The organism is Pedobacter chitinilyticus, assembly GCF_003313385.1.
Lineage (GTDB): Bacteria > Bacteroidota > Bacteroidia > Sphingobacteriales > Sphingobacteriaceae > Pedobacter > Pedobacter chitinilyticus.
The window spans coordinates 17,813-44,539 of sequence record NZ_QMHN01000004.1 but is presented as its reverse complement, the minus strand read 5'-3'; the positions used below and the strand labels follow the sequence as shown (position 1 = coordinate 44,539).

Sequence of the window (26,727 nt, the reverse complement as noted above, 5' to 3'; positions counted from 1 at the left end):
CCCTTCTCCCTTCTCTATCGTCGTCATCTCGACCGCAGCAGAGAGATCTTTGGACTTGCGTTTTAAAACGATGGCTTAATGCAACCATGCGGTTTTCTACATCATGCATATCCACCTCTTTGAGGGGCAGGGGGAGGTTCTTTTTAGCATACAACACTGCACTTAAAAAGATCTCTCCGCTACCGTCGAGATAACGGGACCTGCTAACCACCAAACTACATAAAGGGAGAAACTAACCTCAACACCCTTTCCAAACCCTTAATCCATAGCGAACGTTTAATCCAACGGGTATAAAACAACTGTTCACTATGCTGCAAATCATTGTAAAACGCCGTACGCAACCGCTCGGCAATCTGCATATCGTAAATAAGAGTAGATACTTCAAAGTTCAAATCGAAGCTTCTCAAGTCAAGATTGGCAGTACCTACCGAAGCCAATACCCCATCCACCACAAAGGTTTTGGCATGAATAAAGCCCCGCTTGTAAAGGAAAATCTTTACGCCAGCTTGTAATAATTCCTCAAAGTAAATCCGCGACACGCTATCCACAATCCTCGAGTCACCTTTTTCTGGTACCAGCAGCTTCACATCAATCCCTCCCATCGCGGCCATCAGCAAGCTTTGCTGTAAGGTTTCATCGGGGATAAAATAAGGGGTAGTGAGCAATATTTCCGACTTAGCAGTATGAATGGCCTGTAAGGTAGCGAACAAGATATTAGGCAAATCCGAGTCAGGTCCACTAGAAATTACCTGCAATTTACCCTTTCCATGCACCTCCATCTTTTTAAAAGGGAAGTATTCATTTCCAGTGACGGTTAGATGCTCATCACTACAAAAGTTCCAATCAGAAATAAAAAGCTGTTGCAAAGCCATGGCTCCCGTTCCCTTGATGCGGAGGTGGGTATCTCGCCAATAAACTTCGTTTTGAGGCCCATTAATATACTTATCGCTCACGTTAATACCGCCAGTATAGGCAACAATCCCGTCAATAATCACCATTTTACGGTGGTTACGGTAATTAAGCCTGTTCGCAAGGAATAATAAACGCACCTTGTTAAAAGGATAAGCCTCCACCCCACTTTCCTTCAGCTCCTTGGCAATGTTCCTTCTAATGCTTTTACTGCCAAAATCGTCATAAATCACCCGCACCTTAATCCCCTGCTTGGCTTTCTCTATCAAGATATTTTTAATGGTATTCCCTATTTCATCGTTATCATAAATATAGTACTCAAGGTGGATATGATGCTTGGCCTGCTGCAAATCGGCAATCAGCGCAGGGAATTTCTCCTCCCCATTAAACAATAAACGGATATCGTTATTGGGTAGCAGGAAAGCCCGATTAGATTTTCTATTCGCCAACAGTTTAATTAAGCGCTCAGATTGGAGCAGCAATTCATCGCTATGAATGGCTTCCTCTAAGTTATGCGCCTGAAACAGCTGATGTACCTCTTTCTTGAACTGATCATCTACATTCAGTTTCTTGTCGTACATTTTACGCTTGCGGTAATTTACCCCAAAGGAGAAGTAAAAAGCAATCCCTACAATGGGCACAAAAATGGCGAATAACAAATAAGCTAAAGTTTTACTGCCAGATCGGGTATCCAAAACAATACGGAAACAAGTAATGCCCAAGATAAGGAGATAGGCAATTTCGGCAATTAAAATCCAGATGGTTTGTTGCTGCAGCATGTAAGCGCTCGTTTAATCAAATATAGGATAAAACAATTTACAGGCCTTAAGTTTTGTAGGGAAATCAAATTTAGAAGATTGCCAATCATAAAGGTTATCTAACCGCAGATTGCTAAGTTTCGAAAAGGGCGCAAAGACTCACCGACTATCCAAAGTATAACGAGGAATCTTCTCTATCCCAAGTATTAACTTCTTACCGTACGAGCTAAGGCATAAGCCCTGCTATGCCAAAACTTGTAGCAGAAGGGAATATTCAAAGATCTCTCCATAAAGTCGAGATGACGGCAGGCAGGAATAGAAACCAAAAATCCCAGCTACTTTACGCAACTGGGATTTGGTAGTGCAATCTTTTGGGAAGAAATGCTATTTATTAAAGATGCTGTAGCTAATGCCCAGCTCATAGTCACCTGAAGTATAACCTTGCAATGGCGAAGTGTTAGTAGTGTACATGGTATTAATGGCTAGCCTGTTGTTCCAGTTAATGCCCACGCCCAAGGTTAAGCTCTTTGCGCTATGATAAAGTATTAGGGCATTCACCTTATTCACCGTTGGCGAGTTGAACTCCACATTCACCCCTGCATCCAACAAGTTGCGGAAACCCCGCACGCCTCTATACACTACCTTAGGCTCCAACACCGCAAAACTAGCAGGGATACGGTAGCTAATGGCACTATAGAATAAAGGCAAATCCGCTACATCATGGTTATCCTTTTTCAGTAGACGTTTCATGTTGGTCATGGCGCCTTGGATCTGTAAACGATCCGTTCGGTAGGCCACGCCAAAATCAGCATCCAAATACGTTTTACGCAAGTTAACGTTGTACACATCCTGATCGCCATCATCCCCTCGCAAGGCAGCCAGGTTAATGTCGTCATCGGCTAAAGACACAGAGAAGCCAAAGCTAAAGTGACGCGAATCTGCATTTAAAGGCAAGTGATAAGCATAAGAAACCGCAGCACGCGTACGTTTCAATAAGCCCGCCTTATCATTCGTGACCTGTAAACCAATGCCTGTTTTCTCGGCGAAGCCATAATCAACCGTTACAAACTGTGTAAGGGGCAATCCAGGCATGGTACTGAACTGCTGGCGCACGCCAGCGTTCATATGTACACGTTGTTGTAATCCTGCCATCGCAGGGTTGGTTAAGTATTGGTTATGGAAATATACCGAACTCATGGGGTTCAATTGGGCTTGGCTTTCCATCAAAGGAAACAACATCACCAACAGCACGGCAAAGCTTCTGCCCCAAGTTTTATTCCTATTCTTTTTAATCGTCTTCATGGTTCCGAGATATTAATATTTTCTAACAATTGTGATGTATCCTCTAATTGGTTTTACGCCTTTACCAAGGTCAATAATGTAGTAGTAGGTATTCTCCTCTAGCGGTTTACCGTTAAGGGTACCATCCCACTCATTGTTATAGCCTCGTTTGGTATAAACAGGTCTTCCTGCACGGTCAAAGATGCGCACCTCATTGTTCGGATACATATCAATGTTCTTGATCACAAAAAAGTCGTTTTTACCATCACCGTTAGGGGTTAACACGTTATTGCCCTCTAATTTGAAATCCTCAATGACCGTGATGGTGATGGTTGCGGTGCTGGTACAGCCCGAAGCATTGGTTCCCGTGACGGTGTAAGTAGTGTTTTGTGCTGGACGTACATTCAACGTTGCCGAGGTTTGACCAGGGATCACTCCTGCCGCGGTTGACCAAGTGTAAGTGCTTGCACCACTAGCGGTAAGCTCAATGGTTTGTCCTTTACTTACCGTGGTTCCTGGCTTAGCCACTACCTGTACTTGAGGCAATGCCGAAGCAGTAAGGGTAAACGTACGGGTAAACACATCTACTCCTCCGTTTGCGGTACCGCCGTTATCTCTCACGGTAACGGTAATGGTCGTGGTACCTACTGCACCGCTCAGGGTGTAGTTCAATACGCCGTTACCAGCCGTAAGTTGTGTTACCGATAAGGCAGAGAACAACGATGGGTTGCTAGCACTTACACTTAAGGTAGTGGTTTGCGTAGCCTCGATGCCTGCGCTAATGCCGCTTAAAGCAATGCTTTGTGGCGCATTGGTTAAACAAACTTGTTGATTGGCAATAGCCGCAAGGGTTGGTGCCGTATTTAATGGCGGAATCACCGTGAAGCTTTGCGGAACATCTGCCGCTGCATGGTAAATGGCATTACCTGCTTGCGAAGCCGTGATGGTGACCGTACCTACGCCTACAATAGTCACTACGTTTCCAGAAACCATAGCGACTGCTGGGTTCGAACTGGTAAAGGTCACTGGGTTGCCAGAAGCACCACCAGTAGCGGTTAAGGTAAAGCTCGGATCGCCAAGAATTCTGTTTGGCAATGCGGTGAAGGTAATCACCTGATCCATCTTGTCATTGTCGGTAATGTTGGCTGTGGCCGTGTTGCTTGCCGCTGGGGTAAAGCTAAAGTTAGCCGAAGTACCACCCGTAAGGGTTAAGATGACTGTTTCTAGTGGTTCATAAACGTTATCATCGATCACCATTAACGGTACATTTACCGAGTTTTGACCTGCTAAAATGGTTGCCGTACCCGTAAGCGCAGTATAATCTGTACCTGCGGTAGCGGTACCGCCTACCGTATAGTTTACGGTGATGTTTTCTTTAGCCGTAATACCCGTTGGTAAGCTAATGTTAAAGTTACCTTGCGTTGCTGGTTCAGCAGCGTCAGCAGTTTTGGTAATGGCTAACATTTTGTTTGCAGCCGTATTGTCGTCATCAGCGATGTTTAAGCTGGCACTGCCTGTAGCGGTAAAGCTAAGGCTCGCCGAGCTGGCACTGGTTAGCGTAGCCGTTACCGTTTCGGTGCCTTCAACAATCTTGTCGTCGATGACATTTACGGCAACATTTACCGCATTTTGACCTGCTAAGATGGTCGCTGTACCCGTAAGCACAGTGTAGTCTGTACCTGCGGTAGCCGTGCCACCTACGGTATAGTTCACCGTGATGTTCTCTTTAGCGGTAATGCCTGTTGGCAAGCTAATGGCAAAGTTACCTGGGCTTGCTGGCTCCGCTGCATCAGCAGTTTTGGCAATAGTTACCGTTCTGTTGGCAACAGTGTTTTCGTCGTCTGCAATGCTTACCGTTGCACTACCCGTAGCGGTTAAGCTAAAGCTGGTTGAAGTGGCGTTAGTTAAGGTCGCTACAATCGTTTCGGTGCCTTCAATGATTTGATCATCAATGATGGTCGCCAATATATTTACTGAGTTTTGTCCTGCTGGAATGGTTACCGTACCCGAAAGCGCGGTGTAATCTGTTCCTGCAGTGGCTGTACCCGCTACGGTGTAGTTCACGGTAATGTCTTCCGATACGGTCACACCCGCTGGTAAGCTCACGCTGAAACGGCCATCCGTTGCTGGCTCGGCAGCATCTGCGGCTTTGGCAATGCTCACCACCAAGTTGGCAGGAATGTTATCGTCATCGGCAATATCTATGGTTTCGCTGGTGCCTGCGGTGAATACCAAGCCTGTTGCAGTACCCGAAGTTACCGTAAGGGTTACGGTTTCGGTGCCTTCTACTTCTTGGTCATCAATTACGTTTAAGGCCAGGTCTACACTGTTGCTTCCCGCAGGGATGGTGACTACGCCGGTAAAGGCAGTATAATCTGATCCTGCGGCAGCCGTACCCGTTACGGTGTAGTTTACCGTAAGGTCTGTAGGTACTGTAATGCCCACTGGCAAGGCAATGTTGAAATTACCCGCCGTTGAAGGTTCCGCAGCATCGGCTGTTTTAGTCACGTTTAACACCAAGTTAGCTGGGATGTTATCGTCATCGGCAATGTTTACCGTCACGTTGCCTGTAGCGGTAAAGGCAAAGTTAGTGCTGGTACCGCTTGTAAGGGTTAAGGTTACGGTTTCTGTTTGCTCAATCAATTGATCGTCGATCACACTGATCGGTACAATGACCCCGTTTTGTCCTGCCAAGATGGTTGCCGTACCCGTTAAGGCAGCATAATCTGTGCCCGCAGTGGCGGTACCCCCTACAGTATAGCTTACGCTGATGTTTTCGGTCGCGGTAATGCCTGTTGGTAAGGCAATGCTTACACGGCCAGAAGTGCCTGGCTCGGCAGCATCATTTAACTTGGCAATGCTCAAGGTACGGTTAACAGGCGTGTTGGTGGCATCGGTAATGTCTACGGTAGCACTTGCATTAGTGGTACTTGGGGTAAAGGCAAAGCTGGTAGAGTTACCACCAGTGATAGTCAAGATCACCGTTTCTGTACCTTCAATGATTTGATCTACGTTTGCACTTACTGGGATCTTCACTTCGTGATCACCTGCTGGGATCACTACTGAACCTGTTAAGGCCGTATAGTCGGTGCCATTGGTGGCTGTACCAGTGAGGGTATAGTTCACGGTAATGGCTTCGGTGGCGGTGGTGGTAGTGCCTGGTAGGCTAATGGTAAATTCGCCATTAGCGCCACCTTCTACCGCATCAGCAGTTTTAGTAACTGCCAACACTAAGTTTGCTGGCAAGTGATCGTTATCGGTAATGGTACCTGTCGCTGGACCTCCAAAGGTGAAGGCAAAGCTAGGGCTGGTTACACTGGTAATGGTAATGATGACATCTTCCATGCCTTCGATGATGGTGTCATCTATGATATCGGCCTCTATGGTTGTGCCAGCGGTAGAGTTGGCCAAGATATTCGCCACGCCAGTGAACTGCGATGCTAATGGTGTATAATCTACTCCGTTAACGGCACTACCCGTAACGGTATAGTTCACTACTACCTGTTCTGATGAACTGATGCCTGGAGGCAAGGTGAAATCGAACCTCAAGCTGTTGCCACCTTCTGCACCATTGCGGTTTACGGTAGCATTTACAATTCTATTTGCTGGGATGTTATCATCATCCGTAATGTTCATCACTACTGGGGTGGTATTCAAAGTGAAGATATAAGGGAAGCCAGCAGTACTTGTTCCTGAAAGGGCCATTCTTACCGTTTCTGTATTTTCAATGATTTTATCATCAATTACCCTAATAGGAATGTCTACATAGTTTTGACCCGCTAGGAGAATCACAGGACTTATTGCTTGGTAATCTGTACCTGCTGTAGCTGTGCTTCCAGTAGTAAATTGAGTGATGTTAACGTTTGCTGCACAAACGACGTTAGGCGGAAGGCTCACACGGAACATGCCGTTAGTGCTTGGTTCTGCCGCATCAGATATTTTAGTCAGGGTTAGTGTTCTGTTGGTTGCTGTATTATCATCATCAGCGATATTTAAACTGGTTGATTTTTGTGCAGCTACTGCAGTAATTGGGAAAGCAAAGCTAGGTGAAGCCCCATCGGTTAAGGTCACCATAACGGTTTCGTTAAGTACCTCCATGATCTGGTCATCAATCACCTCTACGGGTAAAGCCACTTGGTTTTGTCCCGCTGGTAATACAATGGTACCCGTTAAGGCTTTATAATCGGCACCTGCCGTAGCGGTTCCTGCTACGGTATAGTTCACCGTTACGTCTTCAGCCGAAGTGATGCCTGTAGGCAACTGAACTCTAAAGCCACCATTGGTTGCTGGCTCTGCGGCATGTGCGGTTCTTACAATAGCCAAGGTTCTCTTCGCATCTACGTTGGCATCATTATCAATGATATCTATCGAAGCCGTTTCGCTACCTACTGCAGCGGTATAAGCATTAGTGCCATCAGTACCGCCTGTAATAGTCAAGGCAATGTTCTCTGTAGGTTCTATGATGTTATCATCTACTGCAGTAATAACGATAGCTACGGCATTTTGGCCTGCAACAATGGTCGCCGTTCCGGTTAATGGGTTATAATCTGTGGCGCTGGCTGTTCCGCCCAAGGTATAGTTCACGGTCGTGTTGCTAGCTGTCGTAACACCAGTAGGTAATTTAATAATGAAGCTGCCTGTTGCACCGCCTTCTGTAGCATTGCCATTACCTACCACACTCAACATTCTGTTGGCTGGCGTGTTATCATCATCGGCAATGTTCAAGGTAGCTGCATTTGCGCCTGAAGCTGGTGTATACGTAAATCCGTTTCCGTCTGCCGAGTTATTCAAGGTCAACGTTACTGTTTCTGTAGGCTCTAGTAATTGATCATCAATCACCAACACAGGGAGGGTTACGCTATTGGTGTTTGCGGGGAAGGTTACGGTAGCAATGGTATAATCGGTATTGCGAGTGGCCGTACCGCTCATGGTGTAGCTAAGGGTAATGTTGCTACTTGAGGTATAACCTGTAGGCAAACTCACGGTAAAGCTACCTGCTTGATCAGGCTCGGCCGCATCTGCGATTTTGGCTACTGCCAATACGCGGTTGCCCGCTGCCGTATCATCATCGGTAATCGTCACCGAGATACCAGATGCCGAAGCTGCTGGGAAGGTGTAAGCGGTACCACCATTAATGGCACTACCCGATAGGATGGTGAAAGTCACCGTTTCTGTACCTTCAATGATCTTGTCATCCAAAACCTCTACAGGAATGGTGATGCTATTTTGATTGGCAGGAATGGTAATGGTGCCAAAGTTCTTATAATCTTGTCCTACAATGGCATTGCCCGATAAGCTATAGCCTACGGTAATAGGGAAGTTAGCGGTTAAACCACCTGCTAAACTAATGTTAAAACTACCATTACTTGCTGGTTCGGCTCCATTTACCGCAGCGGTTAACTGTAATGCCGTACTGCTCGTGGCATTCATATCTACAATGGTCACTACGGCACCGTTACCTGTTGGGTCAATGGTATAAGGGGTAGATGGCGAAGAGGCTGAGGTTAAGTTTAAGATCACGGTTTCAGGACCTTCCACCACGGCATCAGCAAGCGCATTTACACTCACAAATACCTCGTTATCTCCTGCTGGGATGATCACTTGGTTACCCGTTACATTTCCTAAAGTATAGTCAGCTGGCGTAGTGGCCGTACCTGTAGTGTTATAGTTAATGGTAATGGCTTCAGCACTGGTTACGCCAGGAGGCAATGAAATTCTGTACTGTCCTGCTGCGCCACCTTCTACCGCATCCGATACTTTGGTTAACAAGACCACAGTGGTATTAGCAGCTGCGTCATCATCTGCAATTTGCGCCGTGGCACTATTTGCCGAAGACGAAGCCGTAAAGTTAAAGTTGGTTGAGGTACCGCTGGCCAGGTTAAAGATCACGGTTTCGGTGCCTTCAATCACCTTATCATCAATAATGATCAATGGCACTTCTACACTGTTTTGTCCCGCTGGGATCACAATGGCACCTGTAATGGCCCTATAATCCACGGCTGAAGTAGCGGTACCCGTTAGGTTATAGTTAAGGTTGATGTTTTCTGATGCCGTAACGCCACTAGGCAAGCTCACGGTAAAGCTACCGTTGGTGGCTGGTTCAGCACCATTTTGTGCGCTTACCGATAAGGTTCTGTTGCTTGCGGTGTTGTCATTATCCGCAATGTTCATGCTGGCATTAGGTGCCGCTGGATTAGGGCTAAAGCTAAACACGGTGGTAGCACCTTGCATGGCTACCCCATTGGTAATGGTAAGGATCACCGTTTCCGTAGGTTCAATCACGCCATCGTTAATCACATTGATCGGCACGTTCACACTGTTTTGTCCCGCAGGCAAAGTAATGGTCGTCGCCGAAACACTGCTGTAATCGGCACCATAAGTAGCCGTACCACTCAAGGCATAAGTGACCGTAATTGGCAACGCACTCACGTAGCCCGTTGGCAAGCTGATGGTAAAGCTGCTGTGCGTGCCAGGTTCTGCTGCGTTGCCATTGCTGGTTACGGCCAATAGTCTGGTGGTTGCGATGTAGTCGTTATCTGCTTGCAAAAGGGTAGCCACACCATTGGTTGCATGCACCCCAAAGATGCCCGAGCTGGTGGTGGTACCGCCTGTAAGCGTTAATATAATGTCTTTAGTTTGTTCAATAATTTGGTCATCAATGGCGGTTACGTTAATCACTACATTGTTTTGACCTGCTAAAATGGTAGCCGTACCGGTAAGGCTTTGGTAATCGGTACCATTTATGGCGCTACCGCTTAGCGTGTAAGCTACCGTAATGTTTTCAGGGGCCAATACGCCTGTTGGCAAGGCCACGGTAAAGGTACCCGTGTTGCTTGGCTCGTTGGCATTTAATTGTGCCGTTACACTTAACACACGGTTAGCTGGTAGGTCATCATCGTCGCTAATGTTTAGCGAAGCGTTGTTTGCTGTAGGACTAAGGGTGTAGGTATAAGTGGTAGAGGTTCCTGCAGATAAGGTTAAGATCACCGTTTCTGTAGGTTCTATCTGTGCATCGTCCATCACATTGACAGGAACCGACACACTGTTTTGGCCCGCCAAGATGGTGGCCGTGCCAGTTAAAGCGGTATAATCGCTCCCTGCGGTAGCGGTACCGGTTACCGCATAGGTCACGGTAATATTTTCAAGAGCATTTACCCCTGCTGGTAAACTGATGGTAAAAGCACCGTTGGTAATCGGTTCTGCGGCATCAGTGGTTTTGGTCACGCTCAATACACGTTTTGCAGGATCAAAAGCATCCACTGTAATGGCGTGTGTGTTGGTGGCTACACAGTTTCCAGTACCCGTTACAGTATAGATAATGTTAGCCGTACCCGCGGCTACTCCTGTCACTACCCCGTTCACATCAACGGTAGCAATAGCGGTGTTGCTACTGCTCCATACGCCGCCTACGGTAGTGTTGGCTAAAGTGATGTTGTCGCCAACAAATAGAGCACTTGCGCCTGTAGTAGTGGCTACGGTTGGCATGGCATTTACCGTTACGGTTTGTTGTACGGCACCTACGCAGCCGTTGCCATTGGTAACAGTATAAATAATATCGGCAGTGCCTGCGGTAACGCCAGTCACTACGCCTAGGGCACTTACGGTAGCTACGGCCGTATTGCTGCTGCTCCATACCCCACCCGCAGTAGCCGAGCTTAAAGTAGTGGTTGCGGTGGTACATACATTAGCCGTACCTGTAATCGGTGCAATCACGACATCGCTTCTGGTCAACACAATTTCATCGGTACGTGAACAGCCATCAGGATAGCTTACCGTTACGGTATAAGTCCCTGGCACTGTCGCTGAAAAGGTGGTACCTGTGCTGCCATCGCCCCAAGCAAAAGTGGCCATTGGCGAGGCAAAGAAACCATCAGTTTTAATGGTATAAGGATACTCGCTAGCGCAAAGTAATTTATCAGGGCCTAAACCCAAAATAGGCGTGGTATTGTTGTAAGGTGAAATGGTCCAATTGGTATTGCCACCTAAATCTTCCGAGTGTTCTAAAGCTTTAAATGGCGTAGTGCCTGCCGCGGTAATGTTGCGCAGTCGCACATAATCAAACTCTACCCCGCCCGTGGTTTTATTTACGGTAAATGCACCCGTAGCCGAGCCGTTGATTTCGGTCAAGTTACAAGGGGTACCGCTACCAAACCAGTCTTTGGTGATGGTATTGGTTGATCCGCTTAAGAAGGTATAGATTTTGCCTGGGGCAAAAATCAAGGTTTCAATGGTATTGCCTGTTCCGTTAATGAAGCCTTTTCCTTTAAACTCTAAACGGCCAATGGTATTGTTCCCTGTAATTACCGCTTGTGAAGTATTGGAATTGTTGCTGAATAAAAGGTCGGCAATGGTGGTTTGTGAAATACCAATATTTTGAGAGGCATTGGTAGTGACATCAACTTTGTTATAGGTTTCGCCATTGGTCCTAAAAACACTCGCGATTACTGTAGAGCCCGAAGCTTGTAGGCTTTTATTGGTACCCGTGTATTGCCACTTGGCATTGATGGTTGCATTTCTGATATCCAAATTGGTGGCTAGTGTACTCGACTCATCTGTGATCACAGAGGCGGTAATGGTACGACCGTTTAGGTTTAAACCACCACTATTCAATACAATTACGGCATTAGGGTTATTTAAGTCTCCAGTAAAGGTAAGGCTACTTCCAGGTTTGATAATGTCCATCCCTAAAGTACCCAAAGTAGCATTGTTTGGCGTAAAGGTGGCATTAGTTGGTCCCATAAAAGCTACCCTAATGTTAGGGTTTAACGCTGGGCTTAGCACCAAGTTGCCCCAAATTTCTAAGGTAAGGCCTGCTGGTTTGGTAAAGGTAGGCGCATTGGTTACCCCTGTCCAATCCATGTTACGGCAATAAGCATTCCCTTGCGAAATGGTCACGGCACTACTACCAGCGGTAAAACTATTGGCATCAAAAAACACATCGTTACTTACGGTAGGTACACAAGCACCGCCTGCACCGCCACTGGTGGTACTCCAATGTGCAGATTCGTTCCAATCGCCTGAACCGCCTACCCAATAACGTGCGCCACCTGCTGAAGCCGTGAATACAAAACCAGTGTTGCCACCCGCATCGGCACCTGATATCGAGATCGGTACGCCTGTGCCTGTAGCCGCCATGTTTTGTACATACACGTTATTAAAATCTTTGGTAGCTGCAGGGCCAAAGTTCAGCGTTGCCGAAGTCCCTGGATAGCCTCTTAACTCGCCCAAACCTTCGCAACCGGGATTGTTGAAACGCAAAAGGCCCGTGATGGTTTGTGTGTTACGGAAGTTATAAACACGAGAAGGGGTTAATAATAAATTGTTAATGGTATTGTTACCCATTAAAGTTACCCCGCCACTCTTGATGTCGAGGGTACCAATGGTGTTACCCCCTGCGCCATTTAAAACAAAGGTAGATGAAGTTGGGCTGGGATTATTAAACACCAATTCGTTAATGGTGGTGTTGACAATATTCACGACGTTTTCAGCAGTGTTCAAATGAACTTTTGGATAACTGAAACCGTTAGTGACAAATATTCTATTCGAGGTGACAAACGAACCTACCGCATTATTTATCCAAGTTGAGCCGCCTGCTCCAACCGTCCAGTTTTCGCTCACGGTAATGGTTGCGTTGCTGATATCCACCGTACGTCCATTACCACTACTGTTTAGCGTGTACATATTGATGGTTCGGTTAGGCATCAACAAGCCCCCTCTGGTATGTACAATGCTCAGTTGCGGGAAATTGATATTATCCGTAACAGTTAATGCCGCATTGGTTGCTTTGTAGATCCTAAGGGAAAGTGTTCCCAAATTAGCGCCTTTGGTAGTTAAGGTCGATTGTTCTGATCCTTGTGATAACAAGATGCCTGAAATGGTTAAGGTTGGATCTAACTCGATGTTTCCATACACCTCTAAAATGGCCGTTCCTGTATTAAAAATTGGGGCATTGGCTACATTAGTCCAAGTCACGTTGTGGCACCAAGCCGCTCCTGCTACCGTTACCGTTTTACTTGCAGCCGTAAAACCCGAGTTGGCATCAAATATTACATTGTCGCCTGTAAAAGGCACGCAAGCACCACCTGCGCCACCACTGGTTAATGCCCAATGGCTCTTATCATCCCAGCTACCTGCGCCACCTACCCAATATAAGGTCGTGCCACTAGCTCTAGGTTGTATGTTAAAACCCGTATTGCCACCACCATCTGCACCTTGTACAGTAAGTGGGGTACCTGTACCCGAAATCACCATATTGGTTAAAAGCACATTCTGTACATCGGCTACGGCACCTGCTGCCATATTGATGTTAATGGCAGGTCCCCCAAGCAATTGTCCTAAGGCATCGCAATCAGGCGTATTGAATTGAAACAATTGGTTTACGGTAATGCTTTCTCTAAAAACATATCCCTTACTTGGGGCAAGAATCAATTTATCAATCACGTTATTGCCCGACTCTATTCGGCCGCCGCCTTTAAATTCTAAACGAGCCAGCTTATTACCCAGGCCTATGCGTACACTACCTGCAATGGAATTAGGGTTAGAGAACAACAATTCGTTAAAAGTAGTATTGGTGATGGTTGGCCCCGCGGCTGTACCCGTTACTTCTACGTTATTAAAGGTAAGCCCGTTACTGGTAAAAGCCTCGGTAATGAGGTTTGAACCTGTAGACAATAAGGTACCATTAGTGGCATTGAAATTAAACTCAATACTTGCTTTTAAGGTGGCATTGCTTAAGTTAAGACTACGTGTAGTGGTAAAGTTGCCATAAAACCTGTTAATTTCATGGCTGTTGCCACTTAAATCTAATCCACCTTCGTTTAAGGTAATGGCACCTATGCCTAGCGTTTCTGGAATACCATCTAACAACTTTAATGATCCGCCCGCCTTGTTCACCAAAAGTTGGTTGTACCAATTAGTACTTATTCGTTGCGCACCATTGGTTTTATAGGTTGCATTGCCGCTGCCTAGAAACTTTACATTGGTCATGCCATATTTTACGCTAGCCGCCAGTTCCAAATTACCATAAATTTGAAGCTCCAAGATGCTGTTACTGGTATTGGACCTGAAGGTAGCCGCAGCGGTTACCCCTACCCACGACATGTTGCGGCAAACGGCGTTGCCTGAAGTGGGTAAAATGATGACCGAGCTGGCATCCAATCCGCTATTGGCATCAAAATAAACATCATCACCCGTACCAGGTACGATAGATCTGTTGGGCACACCTCCTGAGGTAGACGACCAGTGAAGATTTACTTGGCTCCAGTTACCAGAACCACCAACCCAATAGTAGTCGGCAGCACGAAGCTGGAAAGCAAAAAGCACAAGAAGACAAATGAGTAGAGTTTTTTTCATTTAACGAAGTTTAAAAGGAAATCTGAGGCCCTATTTTGCCTATAGTTTTGACAAATAGTCTTGAAATGACAATGAGAAAGCGGCATCATTTGGAGCAGATTCATTTGGAATTGATTCTGTGATCAAAATTAAATGGTAGTTTTTGAAATGTATTTAGAATCAATTCTGCTCGGAAATAGAATTAATTCTATGCCTGCTAGTAATATTTTTGAAACACTTTATAAACACCGTCTGAAAAGAGCGGTTAGCATTTGAAAATTCAATAGCTTAGTGTGCTGATAACACCCGACAAATATTAAGATGAGCCGATCCACCTTTATAGGTCTATTTCTACTTCTTTATTTCTTCTCGTTTCAAGTTCAAAGTCAGGATAATTATACGGTAAAAAACTATTCCGATATCGATGGCCTTCCCCAAAATAGCATCAAATCCATTGTTCCAGATGAAAGTGGCTATTTATGGTTGGCTACCGACGGTGGTTTAACTCGGTACGACGGTCATCATTTTTTAATCTATGACGAGTTCAATACGCGTGATCGCTCCAAAAGGATCAACAGTTTAAAACGCCATTTAAAAACAGGGATCTTATATGCAGAAACGGAGTGGCATGAATTTGTTCCTATCAAAAAAGGCAGCACTATACCTCAACCCTTAGCCTTTAAAACTCTTTTTCCCAATGCAGAATATCCTGGTGATTTGATGGAAGAATTGCCGCTGAGATATGGCAACGGTTCACTGTTTGGCGTTCAACTTTCTGCGAGTGAGCGATGTGAAATCACCCACGACAAAGTGATTCTCTATCAACAGAAAAATGTCAAGCAAATTCTTTATCCATCCGATCACCCCTCATTGTTCTTTGTTTCCCAAAAAAAACTATTCCATATCAACACCAATACCAGTGCCGATTTAATTGATGAAAAAGGTATCGCCAAGGTGGCCATTACTGGTGATTTGACCGAGGAGAAAAACGTTTCGGAAAGTACCTTGAAATTATTTTGGAACAATGCTACCGATCAGGCCTTTGTTTACGTCAACCAATCTGTTTACCAGCTGCAATACAATGGCAGGGTACTTACCAGCAAACTTTTGCTAAAGGGTTTCAACTTTACGGAAAAAAACATCATTACCATTTATTATCATCACCCCTCAAAAAAGTTCTTTTTGGGCAGTTTAACGCAAGGGCTTTATGTGATTCAGCTTGCGGTGTTTAATGCAAAAATGGCAAAAGAACAGTTTGATAAGAGCATCAAATATGCCCTCATTCCTTATGATAGCCACACCGTATTGTTTGCAAACGGCAGCGTACTTCAAACGGACGGCAAAGAAGCTCGTTTGCCATTACTTACTCAATACAGCAATAACTTCTCTATTGCCATTGATAAACAAGCCCATATTTGGGCACAAAAGGACTTCACCGTTGCTAAATTATCAGCCAACGGCAGTAAACTGTTAGCAACCTATACTTTTCCAGACAAAGCCTCTTGTTTATACATGGGTACTGATGGGCTGCTATGGATTGGTACCGTCGGTGGAATTTACACGCTGGATTTAACAACACCCAAAGCTACCCCGCAGGAGCTAATGCAATTAAAAAATGTCAGTATTTTAAAAGAACAGGGCGATTATTTATGGATAGGTACGCATAAAGGGCTTTTTAGGTATCATTTAAAACAAAAGAAATTCACGGCCATCCCTAAAATGTCCGATTTCCACATTCGGAATATCTTAATTAGACAAGATGAAGTATGGATTTGTACCTACGGTGATGGCTTTTATCTATACAAGCACCAACTGTTAAAGAAGATGCCTTTAGATAAGAGTAAATATCTCAACTTTTCACATTGTTTGGTAGCAGATCAACGGGGCTTTTTTTGGGTAACCACCAATAAGGGTTTGTTTCAGGTGGCGATTAAAGACCTGCTCGCTTTTCATAGGGGCGCTAAAGAGGAGGTGTACTATAACTACTTTAATCAGGATTATGGCTTTAACATCAACGAGTTTAATGGGGGTTGCGAGCCTTGTGGCGCAGCCTTAAATGATGGAAACTTGGTTTTCCCTTCACTAATTGGTTCGGTGATGTTTGATCCTAACCTGATCCAAACGGAGTTGCCCGATGACCCCATTTATATTGACAAAATTCTTCGTGATAACGTAGAAATAAAACTTTCGAATCGGTTAAACATCAACCCTGATTTCGAAAGGCTCAACATCATGATCTCTACCCCTTACTTTGGAGATCGGCATAACCTACAGTTTGAGTATAAACTGAAGGATGAAAACAACTGGATCCCGCTGGAGCCTAATGCTGCCATTACCTTCTCCACCCTTTCTTCGGGCACGCATGAGCTGTTGATTAGAAAGGCTGCTGGTTTTGGACAAAGCTATACTTATAAAAGTTTTGTGATTAAGGTATTGCCAAGGTTTTACGAAACCTGGTGGTTCAAGTTACTTACCTCCGCCCTGATATTATTGCTCATCATTCTGATTTTTAGGCAAAGAACTTCCAGAATTTTGAAGCGTAATAAAATGTTGGAGGAGCTGGTGCATAGTCGTACACAGGAACTGGCCAACAACATTCACCATTTAAAGGATTCGCAAAACCAGCTTGAGGCGCAATCTAATTTTCAAAAGCGGTTATTGGCGGCCATTACGCATGATATTAAAAGCCCTTTGAAGTACATGATGATTACGGGCAAGCAGCTTTATGTGAATCCCGAACAAAATCCTAGCTTAAAGGAAGTGGCACGAGCCATTTACCTGTCATCTCGAAGCATGTTTTACTTTACGGAAAACCTGCTGAATTATAGCAAGCTCTTCGTGAATGATACTCAACAGGATTTCAAACCCTTAGATTTACATCATTTGGTGGCTAGAAAAATGGATATTTTCTCGGAAGCAGGAGTGCACCATAACATTACCTTTAAGAATGAAATTGAAAAGGGCACCTTAGTTCACACCAATGGGTTGATTTTATCAGTGATTATTCATAATCTTTTGGATAATGCGGTAAAATTTAGCGTCAACGGCGAAGTGGTTTTCAGCAGCTTGAAAACCGCAAGCGGCATTATGCTTGTGATGACCGATGAAGGTGTGGGCCTACCGCCTGAAATTGTCGACTGGCTTAACTTTTCGAAGGGTGAAGAGGTATCGAATGGGCTTGGGCTAAAGATGATTAAGGAACTGGCGCCAAAAATAAGGGTAAACATTAAGGCAGAACGCTTAGCTAAGGGCACCCGCTTTGAGTTACAGTTTCCGCAAATGCCTTAATACTGGTTCATCCTAAAGATTTCGATGAGTTGGGCCACATTGGTAATCTTGAGCTTTTCGAAGATATTTTTCTTATGGGTACTAATGGTGGAAGCCTGTAGGTTCATTTCGGCACTAATGGCACTGGTGCCCTTTCCTTCGGCCACAAATTTGGCTATTTCCATTTCACGGTTGGTGAGCGCAGCATGTTTAATGAGGGTATGATCGTTACTTAGGCTGTCTAGCAATTGCTCCTTCACCTGCTCACTTACGTATTTTCCCCTGGTGCAAATACTGGTAATGGCAATAATGATCTGTTCTTCTGAAGCGCTCTTTTCTAAATAACCGTTTGACCCTGCTTTTAGGTACCTGAGGGCGTAAGTACTTTCTTCGTAGGAGGAGAAGATGAGGATTTTAACGTCTTGCTGCGCGGCTTTGATTTGCTCGACCATGTGAAAACCGTTTCCTCCTGGGATATTGATGTCAAGGATCAGGAGATCAAACTTCTGTTTTTCGAGCAAAGTGAGTGTCGCTTCCAGCGAGCCTGAATAAGCAATAGCGGTTTGAGGAAAAGCTTCTTTGATGATATAGCCCAAGCCTTGTTGTATGACCAAATGGTCATCGGTAATTAGGACGCGAAGGTTAGAAGCAAATAAACCGCTCATTTAAAATTGGGGAAGTAATATTTAACAAATATATAATTATTAAAAATATCTTTTTTACCAGAAAAACTCAACGAGTTTACGCTATTTTTTGAGTGATTAAAAATCCTTTAAAGGCTAAGGTTTAGCGAGCATTGGTAAAATAAACACGGAATGTTTAGAGACGCTTAAAAGGTTTACAAACACAGGTTGTAATGCAAATATTTATGCGATAATGTTTTGTAAATAAAACATTTGTAAATAATTTAGTTTGTGAAAACACCAACCTATTACCTTATGAAAACATATCATTACCCCCCTAGCTCTTGGTCTTCGTCAACTGGTTTGACTACCTGCTTGCTATCGATTTAAGTGGTTGGCCTAGGGCCACGCCATTTTATTTTATCTGTTCACCCTTAATCCTATGCCTATGGGGAAAGAAAAGAACTAAGCTAAACAGGGATTGAAACTTGTGCAGGATGACAGGTTTTAATCAAAACAGAACAAATGACAATGAAAGCTCCTTACACCAGTGTATGAACCTATCATTGGAACAATGAGACCTTCTTACAGCAGTGCATGGCTACATCATTGTAACAATGAGACCCACTTACAGCAGTGTATGACTACATCATTGCAACAATGAGGCCCTCTTACACTAGTGTATAAGCACATTATTGTAACAATGAGACCTCCTTACACCTGTGTATGGCCAAATCATTGTCAATTAACAGAATGTTTAACCAAAATCACACTGATGACTATGATCAACAGCATTTTATTGCAACCGCTTAGGAATAGTGAATACATCCAGTATTTCACTGATACTTTGAGGATTGTGCTGAACTGTGACCCTGATGCCTTGATGGTAAGAGCGCAATACGAAGCGCTGGAAAACAAGGTACAGGCTATTGAGAGGTTATATAAGATTAGCCAAGGAAGTATAGTGACCAAAGAGATTGTTGCGCTTGATGAGCGCAGAGGTAAGGCCATTAATGGTGTTACACAACTCATCATAGGCCATACTTATAGCATGGACACTACCATCAGTAATCATGCGATTACCTTGATGGCGCATCTTAATTTGTTTGGGCCTGGTATTTCTAGACAAAACCTCCAAAGTGAAACCACTATCCTCCGCAACATTGTTAACGATTGGAAAACCAAGCCTGAATTGACGGCTGCTATTGCAGCATTACAACTCAGTATCTGGCTAACGGAAATTGAATTGTCTAATAATGAGTTTAGTATAGCCTACGACAAAAGGAATGATGAGCTAGCAGCCGCACCTTTGGAAAAGCTTAGCGCTTTGCGTTTGGAAGGCAATGAGCTTTATTATAAGTTGAGGAACAGGCTTAATTCTTATATGGATATTAACGAAGGTGCTGAGCCTTGGGCCAGTGCCGTTAATAAGCTTAACCAGAACATCAACAGCTATGTGTTGTTGCTAAACCGCCGTGGCACGTCTACTGGCGAAGGTGAACCTGAAGAGGAAGCTCCGACGGAATAGTTCGTTTAAACTCGGGATGTGTAAAAAGCATCTCGAGTTTTTTGAGGTGATAGTATTTAAGTATGCTGTAGGTGGTTAATCACTTGAAAAAGCACAGACATTGTTACGCTTATGCTTGCTGATCTACGAATATTTTGAGCTCATAGGTATGCGGTTTAGCACCTATTACAAATACTTTCTTATTTAAATGTTTGAATGCTGATGGTAGTTCCATTAGGAAAGATACTCCCATGGGATCAAGTCCAGCAGTTGACACAAAAAAGTAATCGAAGTCGTAAGTTTTCAAGATAAGTTTATAAAGTAAGGCGAGTACATTGTTTCCTTTAACATCAGTTTTTCTTAATTCTGAAAGCCTGATGTTATTGATTTTCCCATTAACAGGAAGACCAATGAATAGTATTTTACGCTGCAATGTTTCGTCGATTCCCGAAAAGGATATGTCTACATCAGCAGCAATCAGATCAAGTTCATAATATGATTGTTCTGAATCCAGAGATATAAATAATTCGTTAATCTTAACTACTGCCATTTAGTAAAAATAATTAAAGATATGGAGCATGAATATACATTTTGCCTTGAGAAAACCCAAGTTCCTTTAGCGTGGTTCCACTTTAGCAAAAGTCTTAGTATTATAAGAGATTGCTTCGTGCTTCGCAATGACGGCCGCCTCATCGTCATTGCGAGGTACGAAGCAATCTTAAGGCTATAGAGGATTAAATCCCTAACGGGCACAAGTCTGCTTACGCTAGAGCGGATATTCACTGTCTTGTCCTAAAATAGGTTTACACAATTGTAAACCTATTTTAGGACAAGACAGCCCCTCTTTGGTGCAAGCGCCTAGCTTGTGCCTATAACAAACCATTATAAAACTAATGCTCAGAGCACAAACAAACACTTAAACCAGACTATGATACTTTACCCATTACCGAACTAAATATGTTTTAATAATGAATCCTGTATCTGGATCTATCTCGACCATTAACCCATTCGAGCTTGTTGCATAAATAATCCCATCTTTTATTTCCATCTCATAATAAGAATCATAAAGGGATGTTGGCAGATCTGCTATCCATAAAATTTCATCATCATCATCCACAGCCAAAAGATTTTTACGGCCATCCTCAGGTGGCGAGGCTCTCCTATCTATTGAGAGCAATAGTATTTTCCTATAACCAATTTTCTTTTTTTTGCTAATTCTGAAATCTTTCCAATGAGGTAAATTATAATCTGATAGCTTCATTTACTATAATTTTCTGTTTAAGAAGTATATCTAATAACATTATTTCCAGAGGATTTTTATAAATCTTCTGGTATAAATATTTGTGTTCCTTCTCCACCTTCAACCTTTCCAATTGCGTATTGTATCCCTTTTTATACTAAGTTAGAGGACTTGCGTAAGGTAAGAGGAGGTCAACACCATCACTTACATTCCATAAAATCTATACTTTTTTTATGTTCAGGCGAGCCTTTAATTGCTATACTGTAATCCACACATGCCTCTTTTTTCAAACCTAATTTCCATTTTGCCTTCGCACGAAATAAATAAATAAAATCTGATTTTGAGGTTAAGGGAATCGAGTAATCAAAATCTCGAATAGCCCCTTTATAATCTTTTAATTCATATAAGCATTGACCTCTCCACACAAATAAATCTGGGTTTTCTTGTTTATCAGCTAGCGAAATTGCCATATTAAAATCTAGATAAGCCTTCTTGTATCTTTTTGAGAAGAAATATGCTCTTCCCCTATTTCGATAGGCGTACCAAAATTTACTATTAATTTTTATAGCTTTTGAATATTCTAATATGCACGATTCAACTCTTTTTGTAGTAAGTGTCCCAGGTATTACATTCATGCAGTCATTTCCCTTTTGAAAATAATAATCTGCTGACCTTTGGGCCTTCAAAGAAATAGTACCATGAACGATTAAAAAAATAATAAGATATCTACTCATAATTCTTTGTTAATTTTTCTTTTACCTCTTTAGTCCCCTTCCTTTTGCGCAAGCCTTACTGTCTAAAGAGATTGCTTCGTGCCTCGCAATGACGCACGCTCTATCGTCATTGCGAGGAACAAAGCAATCTTAAAGCTATAGAGGGATGGGTACTATAGTTTTAAAGAAGTCACCTCATTTGTTTTGGCCTAGAAAATTAATTCTCTTTTTCAAATCTTCATCATTACTCGATATCCATAAAACATTGGGTTCATATTCTTGATATATAATACATAGACCTTCTATTGTTGTTAAAAATCCCTCATAGAATCGCTTTTTCGAGATTGTACTAACAAGCTTATCGACATCGTCAGAATTACTTAGAAATATTAGACTGGGACTTTCGTATTGACTCCAAACTCTTCCTAGGAAGCTTCTGCTTACCTTTATATGCCGCTCGCCTATTTTTAACAACACTGTTTCAAATTCTTCGTGTTTATTTATCAGGATTTCATCTGCCAAATACTTGATGTTTTCCTTTATGTCATCATAATAGTTAAGCTTTAGCCCATAAAAAAGAACGTATTCAGAGTAGTCAACTAATAAATCCATTAGAAAATCCCACTTTGGCAAAGAAATATCAAGATCTACATCCTTATCTTTGATTGAAATCTCACCATCGTTATGTATCAATGACTCTAAATTATTTCTCATTTCTGCTTGTATTTCAAAAAATAAAACATCCTCTTTAGCGCAAGTCTTAGTGTCTAAGGGAAGAGTCTTGACCCGACTTGGGCTTTAGCTATAAAAGCTCAAAACAAAGTAACTGCTAACAGAAACAAGGCTCCTTACTATAGACCTTAAACACAAGGCTTGAGCTGAAAAAATGAAAATAAAGCTATAATTGACTTCCTATAAAGGTTAAAATATATAGATTCTTTGCAGTAGGAATATCCACACAAATTTCTCTTAAAGTAGCTATTTGTTTTGAATATGTATTTTCATCAAACATATTTAGAAAAAAATACGGCACTAAGCTATCTATAACTTTATTTTCAGAAATCATTTCTTTACAATCCTCTTCTGAAAAATCTGACAAAAAAAGTCGATAAGCAAAATATCTTTTCCAAAAAGCAAGCTCTAAACTATCAGGAAATACTGATAAGCCTTTTTCTAAAATAAGGACAAATTTATCTCCCCCTATTATACTCCATTCATCAGAAATACCATTAGGTAAGTTAAATTCAATTTGCTCAGCCGCAAAAGCCCAATATAGAAAAGCTAAGTTTGCAAACTTTTCTATTGTTGGGCCCTTTTCTATTTCTTCTTCATATTTTTTTATGGCAGATATATACTCTTTATCAATATCTAAATTTATAGCCTTATTCATTACTTTGAAATTATATTTACGCCTGCATTAACAATTTTCCCATTAAACACCTGCACCCAAACCTGTTGTCCACTCCTAAATGTTTGAGAAAATCCTTGAAAGCCTACTGTATTTTTTTGGTAATTTGATAAAATTGCTGGGTTTACATTTTTAACATCATTAGCTACATTTTCAAATAATTTCAAGTATCTCAACTTAGATTCTATAGTCGTCGGATTGACATGCCCTACGGCATTTCTAAAGATATGCCCTAATATATCCTTACTAATATATTTAAAAGTATTTTTAAATATAGCTCCCCCCGTAATATCAAAAAAGATTTCCCCCCCTCCTTTTGCAACATTTCCCCAATCCTTGCCATCAGAGAAAGTTCCCATTGCTCCTTTGGACATTTTCATCAACCCACCAGCAACTGGAATACCTTCAATATTCTTCATTTTCTCATCTGTCTCTGCATTACTTGAAAGCAAAGCATCTCTTCTGTCACTCTGATCTGATGCTTCTTGAGCATCTTTGGGGCCTTTTCGACCGAAACCAAAAAACTCCATCATCATTTGCAACCATCCCTTCTCAGTATCTCCTGGACCATCGTTAGCTGAGCCTGCTTGTAACTGACGCATCATATCCTGTGCATCCTCCCCATAATATGTGTCCTTACCATCGGGGTCAATATTGGTCAAAGGATTATTGTCTACATAGTGATATGGAGTTAAGCTATAAAATTTCTCAGCCAGAGGATCCATCACGTGCCACCTGCCTATCACAGGATCGTAAAATCTCGCTCCATAATCATATAACTCGAGTTCCTCCTGCAATTCCTTGCCGTTATAAAGATATTTATTCTGTAACGAAATTGCACCTATTCCATTGGGTGCAGATTTTCTGTAGCCAAACGCATAGTAATCGTCACGTTGAAGGATCTCTATAGCACCACTAGATTCCCTAAAGGTTACTCGTACATTACCCAAGTGATCAGCCAGATTATAGTGATAAACATATCCTCCACCCGTGTTGAAAGCTATACCCTCGGCAGTCTGGATAAAATCGATGGCTCCATTGGCATATTGTATACCATCAATGTAATCGGTATAAGAGGTGGTGGTACCCGCACTGATTTTTCTAAGTTTCCTACCTGTAGCATCATATACATAATTGATGCTCACTGGAGCTACGATGTTCTGCGGTAAATCCAAATAGTTATAGATAATGTTGCTAATGTTTCTATAGCTGTCCGATTTGACATTTCCATTAGCATCATGACTAAAACTGCCTGTCGTGAATCCAGTAATGCCAGTAAGCTTGTTGCCAGTATAACTATTGTAACTATTAGTTCCAAAACCTTCTCTTGCCATGCTCAGGATATTTCCACCCAAGTCATAGGAAATTGTTTCTCCTAGGTTGTTACCAGCTTCAGACTTTATCAACCTATTTAGTTTATCGTATTGATATGCGAAAGTGTTATTGCTTCCATTGGTATACTGTTGGCTGGTGATATTGCCGTTATACTGCGGATGCGTACCACTATTATATCCCAAAGCAATATCAAGTTCGGTACTGTTGCTTCCTTTAAGCCAACCCCGTTCGTTATAGCTAAAGTTGGTGGTTTGCAAACCATTGTGAAGCGCTTTTGCAGACAACATTCCAATATCGTTGTAGCTGTGTTCTGCCAATAGTACCTCAGGGGCACTGTTCACTTGGTGCCAATTCTTGGTCAACCTGCCCATACGGTCGTACTCGTTCCTTGTTGAAATCTTTACCTGCTCTACGCCGTTAACCTTATGTATGCGTGTACTGGTTAATTGTTCATTGATGAAGTTATAGCTATTATCAATTTCATCATAATTTCCCTCAACTAACACTCCGCCCAGATAATGCTGGTTGATATTCTTTACCATCCTGCCTTCGTTATCGTAGTAGTTAAGGCCCCAAAGCATATGCGCAGGATTGTTCAATACCGCTGTTCTAGTAGCTGTTGGAAGGCCCTGAACCTGCGTGCAATAACCTGCTCTGACATAACCTGTGGGTAAATCTGGAATATCATAGTTATCGAAATAGCTCACAGTGAGTATGGTTGACAAGCTTTGAGGATACGTTCGGATATCATATCCATAAGACATGGCGACAGCTTTTACATCCCATTGAAAGCTATCATCATATACCTGGGACCTGAAATCGGCAGGGCTGATGTTCGATATCCAAAGCCCAGTCATAATATTCCTGCCCAGACCATCGTATTTGTTAACTAGCCATTCATTTCTTAACCTTTGCTCTCCATCTTGGGTGGCTACCACTTGGCCAGACTTGTTATAAACCAAATATTCCCAGTCCTTACCTGGTATTTTCTTCGCCACCATTCTTTGCAATGCATCGTACTGGTATTGATAAACAAGTTCACTGATAGTGGACAATGTAGGTAGCCCACTATCTGCGTCGGCTTTTGGTGGCAGCACATAACATAGGTTTCCATAATCATCATACACATAATAGGTTGATAGCGGGGTAGTATCATCCTTCCATATTCTTTTTAAAACGACACGGCCTTCCTTGTCCTTGTATTCTTGCGACACCCCTGCTTTTCCGTCAACGGGCGACCAATTCTCATTCTTAGTTTCATTGACATATAATTGGTTCTGTCCATAACTGCCTTGATCCGATAGGGTTCGGTTTCCAGAGACATCTATGTTAACCTTATAGTGCTTAGCCCAACGACCACTGCCTAGATTAAACCCAGCAGCATCGTTGGTCAGATCATTGGTACGGACGGTATGTCCATTCCCAATTTGCCAGTCTATTCCAGCTGCGCCCTGTTCTCGCATTCTGTTGAGTGGGCTATTTTCCTGACGAGTTTCTGCAAAGGGATAACTATTTCTAGCGATCCCTCCTGGCAATGTTGGGCCAGTGCTACCTGCGGGATTATAAAAACTCCAAACACCATTGGCGGGACTGACCGCGTCTGCTCTAAATATTCCCTCGTTACTTGAAGCAGCGTAAGGCAAGTATTTTTTGGTTTCCCTACCAAAAGCATCATGAGCATTGGCAGAAATAATATCCTTGGCAAAATCGCTACTGCTCCTAACGTTTACCGTTTGAGACGGGCGGCCCAAACCATCATAATAATTGACAGCTACACGTAGCTGGCTCATCTCCTCGCCTGCTGCACCTCCCAGTTGGGTCGCTGTAAAATTACCGTTTATTGGCGTATAGGCGATGACGTAGTTTTGATCTTGACTTGGTGCGGGTGCAACGATAGGTGGCAATCCGCTATTGTCATAGGTCTCAGTAATAATGATCCCCATTTCGTATGCACTAGGCGAAGTTGACGGATTTAGGTAATGTCCTCTAAGCAGATACGTTCCTGCCAAAAACCTGGAGGCTCCTTGATCTGTCGCATAGGTCTGTTGCTGGCCAGTCCCCATATTAATCAGCTGAATATCTATCGAACCCGCTACAAAAATGTCAAAATGGAATGGAATTTTAAGCTTAACAGTATAAGTGCCACTACCAGGCGAACCGACAAAAGGATATTGAAGATAATTACCATACAGTAGCTTTCCGCCATCATGGTCATATTGCAGGTTGGTTTGCTGCGCTTTGAGCGGCTGAACAAAAAATGCCGTGGCAAATACTCCGCCTGCCAAATATAGGCAACAGGTATATATAATGATATATATTGATTTCTTGATGTTTTGAATCGTTTCCATAAAAAGC

12 protein-coding genes are annotated in these 26,727 nt (G+C 42.9%); 2 read left to right on the top strand and 10 right to left on the bottom strand.

All coding sequences use genetic code 11. The features are described from left to right. Nucleotides 1–215: 215 nt before the first annotated feature. The 3 genes from cls to DUT70_RS12895 all read right to left on the bottom strand — a co-directional run bounded on the left by cls (nt 216) and on the right by DUT70_RS12895 (nt 14,300). Complete coding sequence (cls, locus tag DUT70_RS12905; protein ID WP_113647770.1) at nt 216–1,688, bottom strand: cardiolipin synthase; 1,473 nt, start codon at nt 1,686–1,688, stop codon at nt 216–218. A 363-nt stretch (nt 1,689–2,051) separates the two neighbouring features. Then, nucleotides 2,052–2,969, bottom strand: a complete 918-nt coding sequence (locus DUT70_RS12900) for a PorP/SprF family type IX secretion system membrane protein (RefSeq protein ID WP_113647769.1) — start codon at nt 2,967–2,969, stop codon at nt 2,052–2,054. Between the two features lie 12 nt (nt 2,970–2,981). Continuing rightward, nucleotides 2,982–14,300 carry a Calx-beta domain-containing protein gene (locus DUT70_RS12895; protein WP_113647768.1) on the bottom strand — a complete coding sequence of 3,773 codons (11,319 nt, stop codon included), beginning with the start codon at nt 14,298–14,300 and terminating at the stop codon, nt 2,982–2,984. A gap of 300 nt (nt 14,301–14,600) precedes the next feature. On the opposite strand from DUT70_RS12895, the gene DUT70_RS12890 reads away from it, so the two are divergent. After that, nucleotides 14,601–17,567: a sensor histidine kinase gene (locus tag DUT70_RS12890; RefSeq protein WP_113647767.1), complete on the top strand. Its 2,967-nt coding sequence runs from the start codon at nt 14,601–14,603 to the stop codon at nt 17,565–17,567. Here the strand turns inward: DUT70_RS12890 and DUT70_RS12885 are convergent. Further along, the gene (locus tag DUT70_RS12885; RefSeq protein WP_113647766.1) at nt 17,564–18,211 is read right to left on the bottom strand and encodes a response regulator; all 648 of its coding nucleotides are present in this window, start codon (nt 18,209–18,211) and stop codon (nt 17,564–17,566) included. The two genes, DUT70_RS12890 and DUT70_RS12885, sit on opposite strands and share 4 nt — an antisense overlap. 733 nt (nt 18,212–18,944) lie before the next feature. On the opposite strand from DUT70_RS12885, the gene DUT70_RS12880 reads away from it, so the two are divergent. After that, nucleotides 18,945–19,697 (top strand): DUF6261 family protein, encoded by a 753-nt coding sequence (locus tag DUT70_RS12880; RefSeq protein ID WP_128353363.1) that lies wholly within the window; start codon nt 18,945–18,947, stop codon nt 19,695–19,697. 109 nt (nt 19,698–19,806) lie between these two features. Here DUT70_RS12880 and DUT70_RS12875 read toward each other — a convergent pair whose 3' ends face one another. The 6 genes from DUT70_RS12875 to DUT70_RS12850 all read right to left on the bottom strand — a co-directional run bounded on the left by DUT70_RS12875 (nt 19,807) and on the right by DUT70_RS12850 (nt 26,720). Continuing rightward, entirely contained in the window at nt 19,807–20,226 is a 420-nt protein-coding gene (locus DUT70_RS12875; RefSeq protein WP_113647764.1) for a hypothetical protein, read from the bottom strand. A gap of 393 nt (nt 20,227–20,619) precedes the next feature. Continuing rightward, nucleotides 20,620–20,937, bottom strand: coding sequence for a hypothetical protein (locus DUT70_RS12870; protein WP_113647763.1), 318 nt, complete (start codon nt 20,935–20,937; stop codon nt 20,620–20,622). Nucleotides 20,938–21,116: 179 nt separating this feature from the next. Further along, on the bottom strand, nt 21,117–21,650 hold the full coding sequence (locus tag DUT70_RS12865) for a tetratricopeptide repeat protein (RefSeq protein ID WP_113647762.1): 534 nt from the start codon (nt 21,648–21,650) through the stop codon (nt 21,117–21,119). 174 nt (nt 21,651–21,824) lie between these two features. Further along, the gene (locus tag DUT70_RS12860) at nt 21,825–22,343 is read right to left on the bottom strand and encodes a hypothetical protein (RefSeq protein ID WP_113647761.1); all 519 of its coding nucleotides are present in this window, start codon (nt 22,341–22,343) and stop codon (nt 21,825–21,827) included. A gap of 184 nt (nt 22,344–22,527) precedes the next feature. Then, nucleotides 22,528–23,019 carry a hypothetical protein gene (locus DUT70_RS12855; RefSeq protein ID WP_113647760.1) on the bottom strand — a complete coding sequence of 164 codons (492 nt, stop codon included), beginning with the start codon at nt 23,017–23,019 and terminating at the stop codon, nt 22,528–22,530. Continuing rightward, nucleotides 23,019–26,720 carry an RHS repeat domain-containing protein gene (locus tag DUT70_RS12850; protein WP_113647759.1) on the bottom strand — a complete coding sequence of 1,234 codons (3,702 nt, stop codon included), beginning with the start codon at nt 26,718–26,720 and terminating at the stop codon, nt 23,019–23,021. Before DUT70_RS12850 ends, DUT70_RS12855 begins: the two co-directional genes overlap by 1 nt. Nucleotides 26,721–26,727 lie beyond the last annotated feature (7 nt).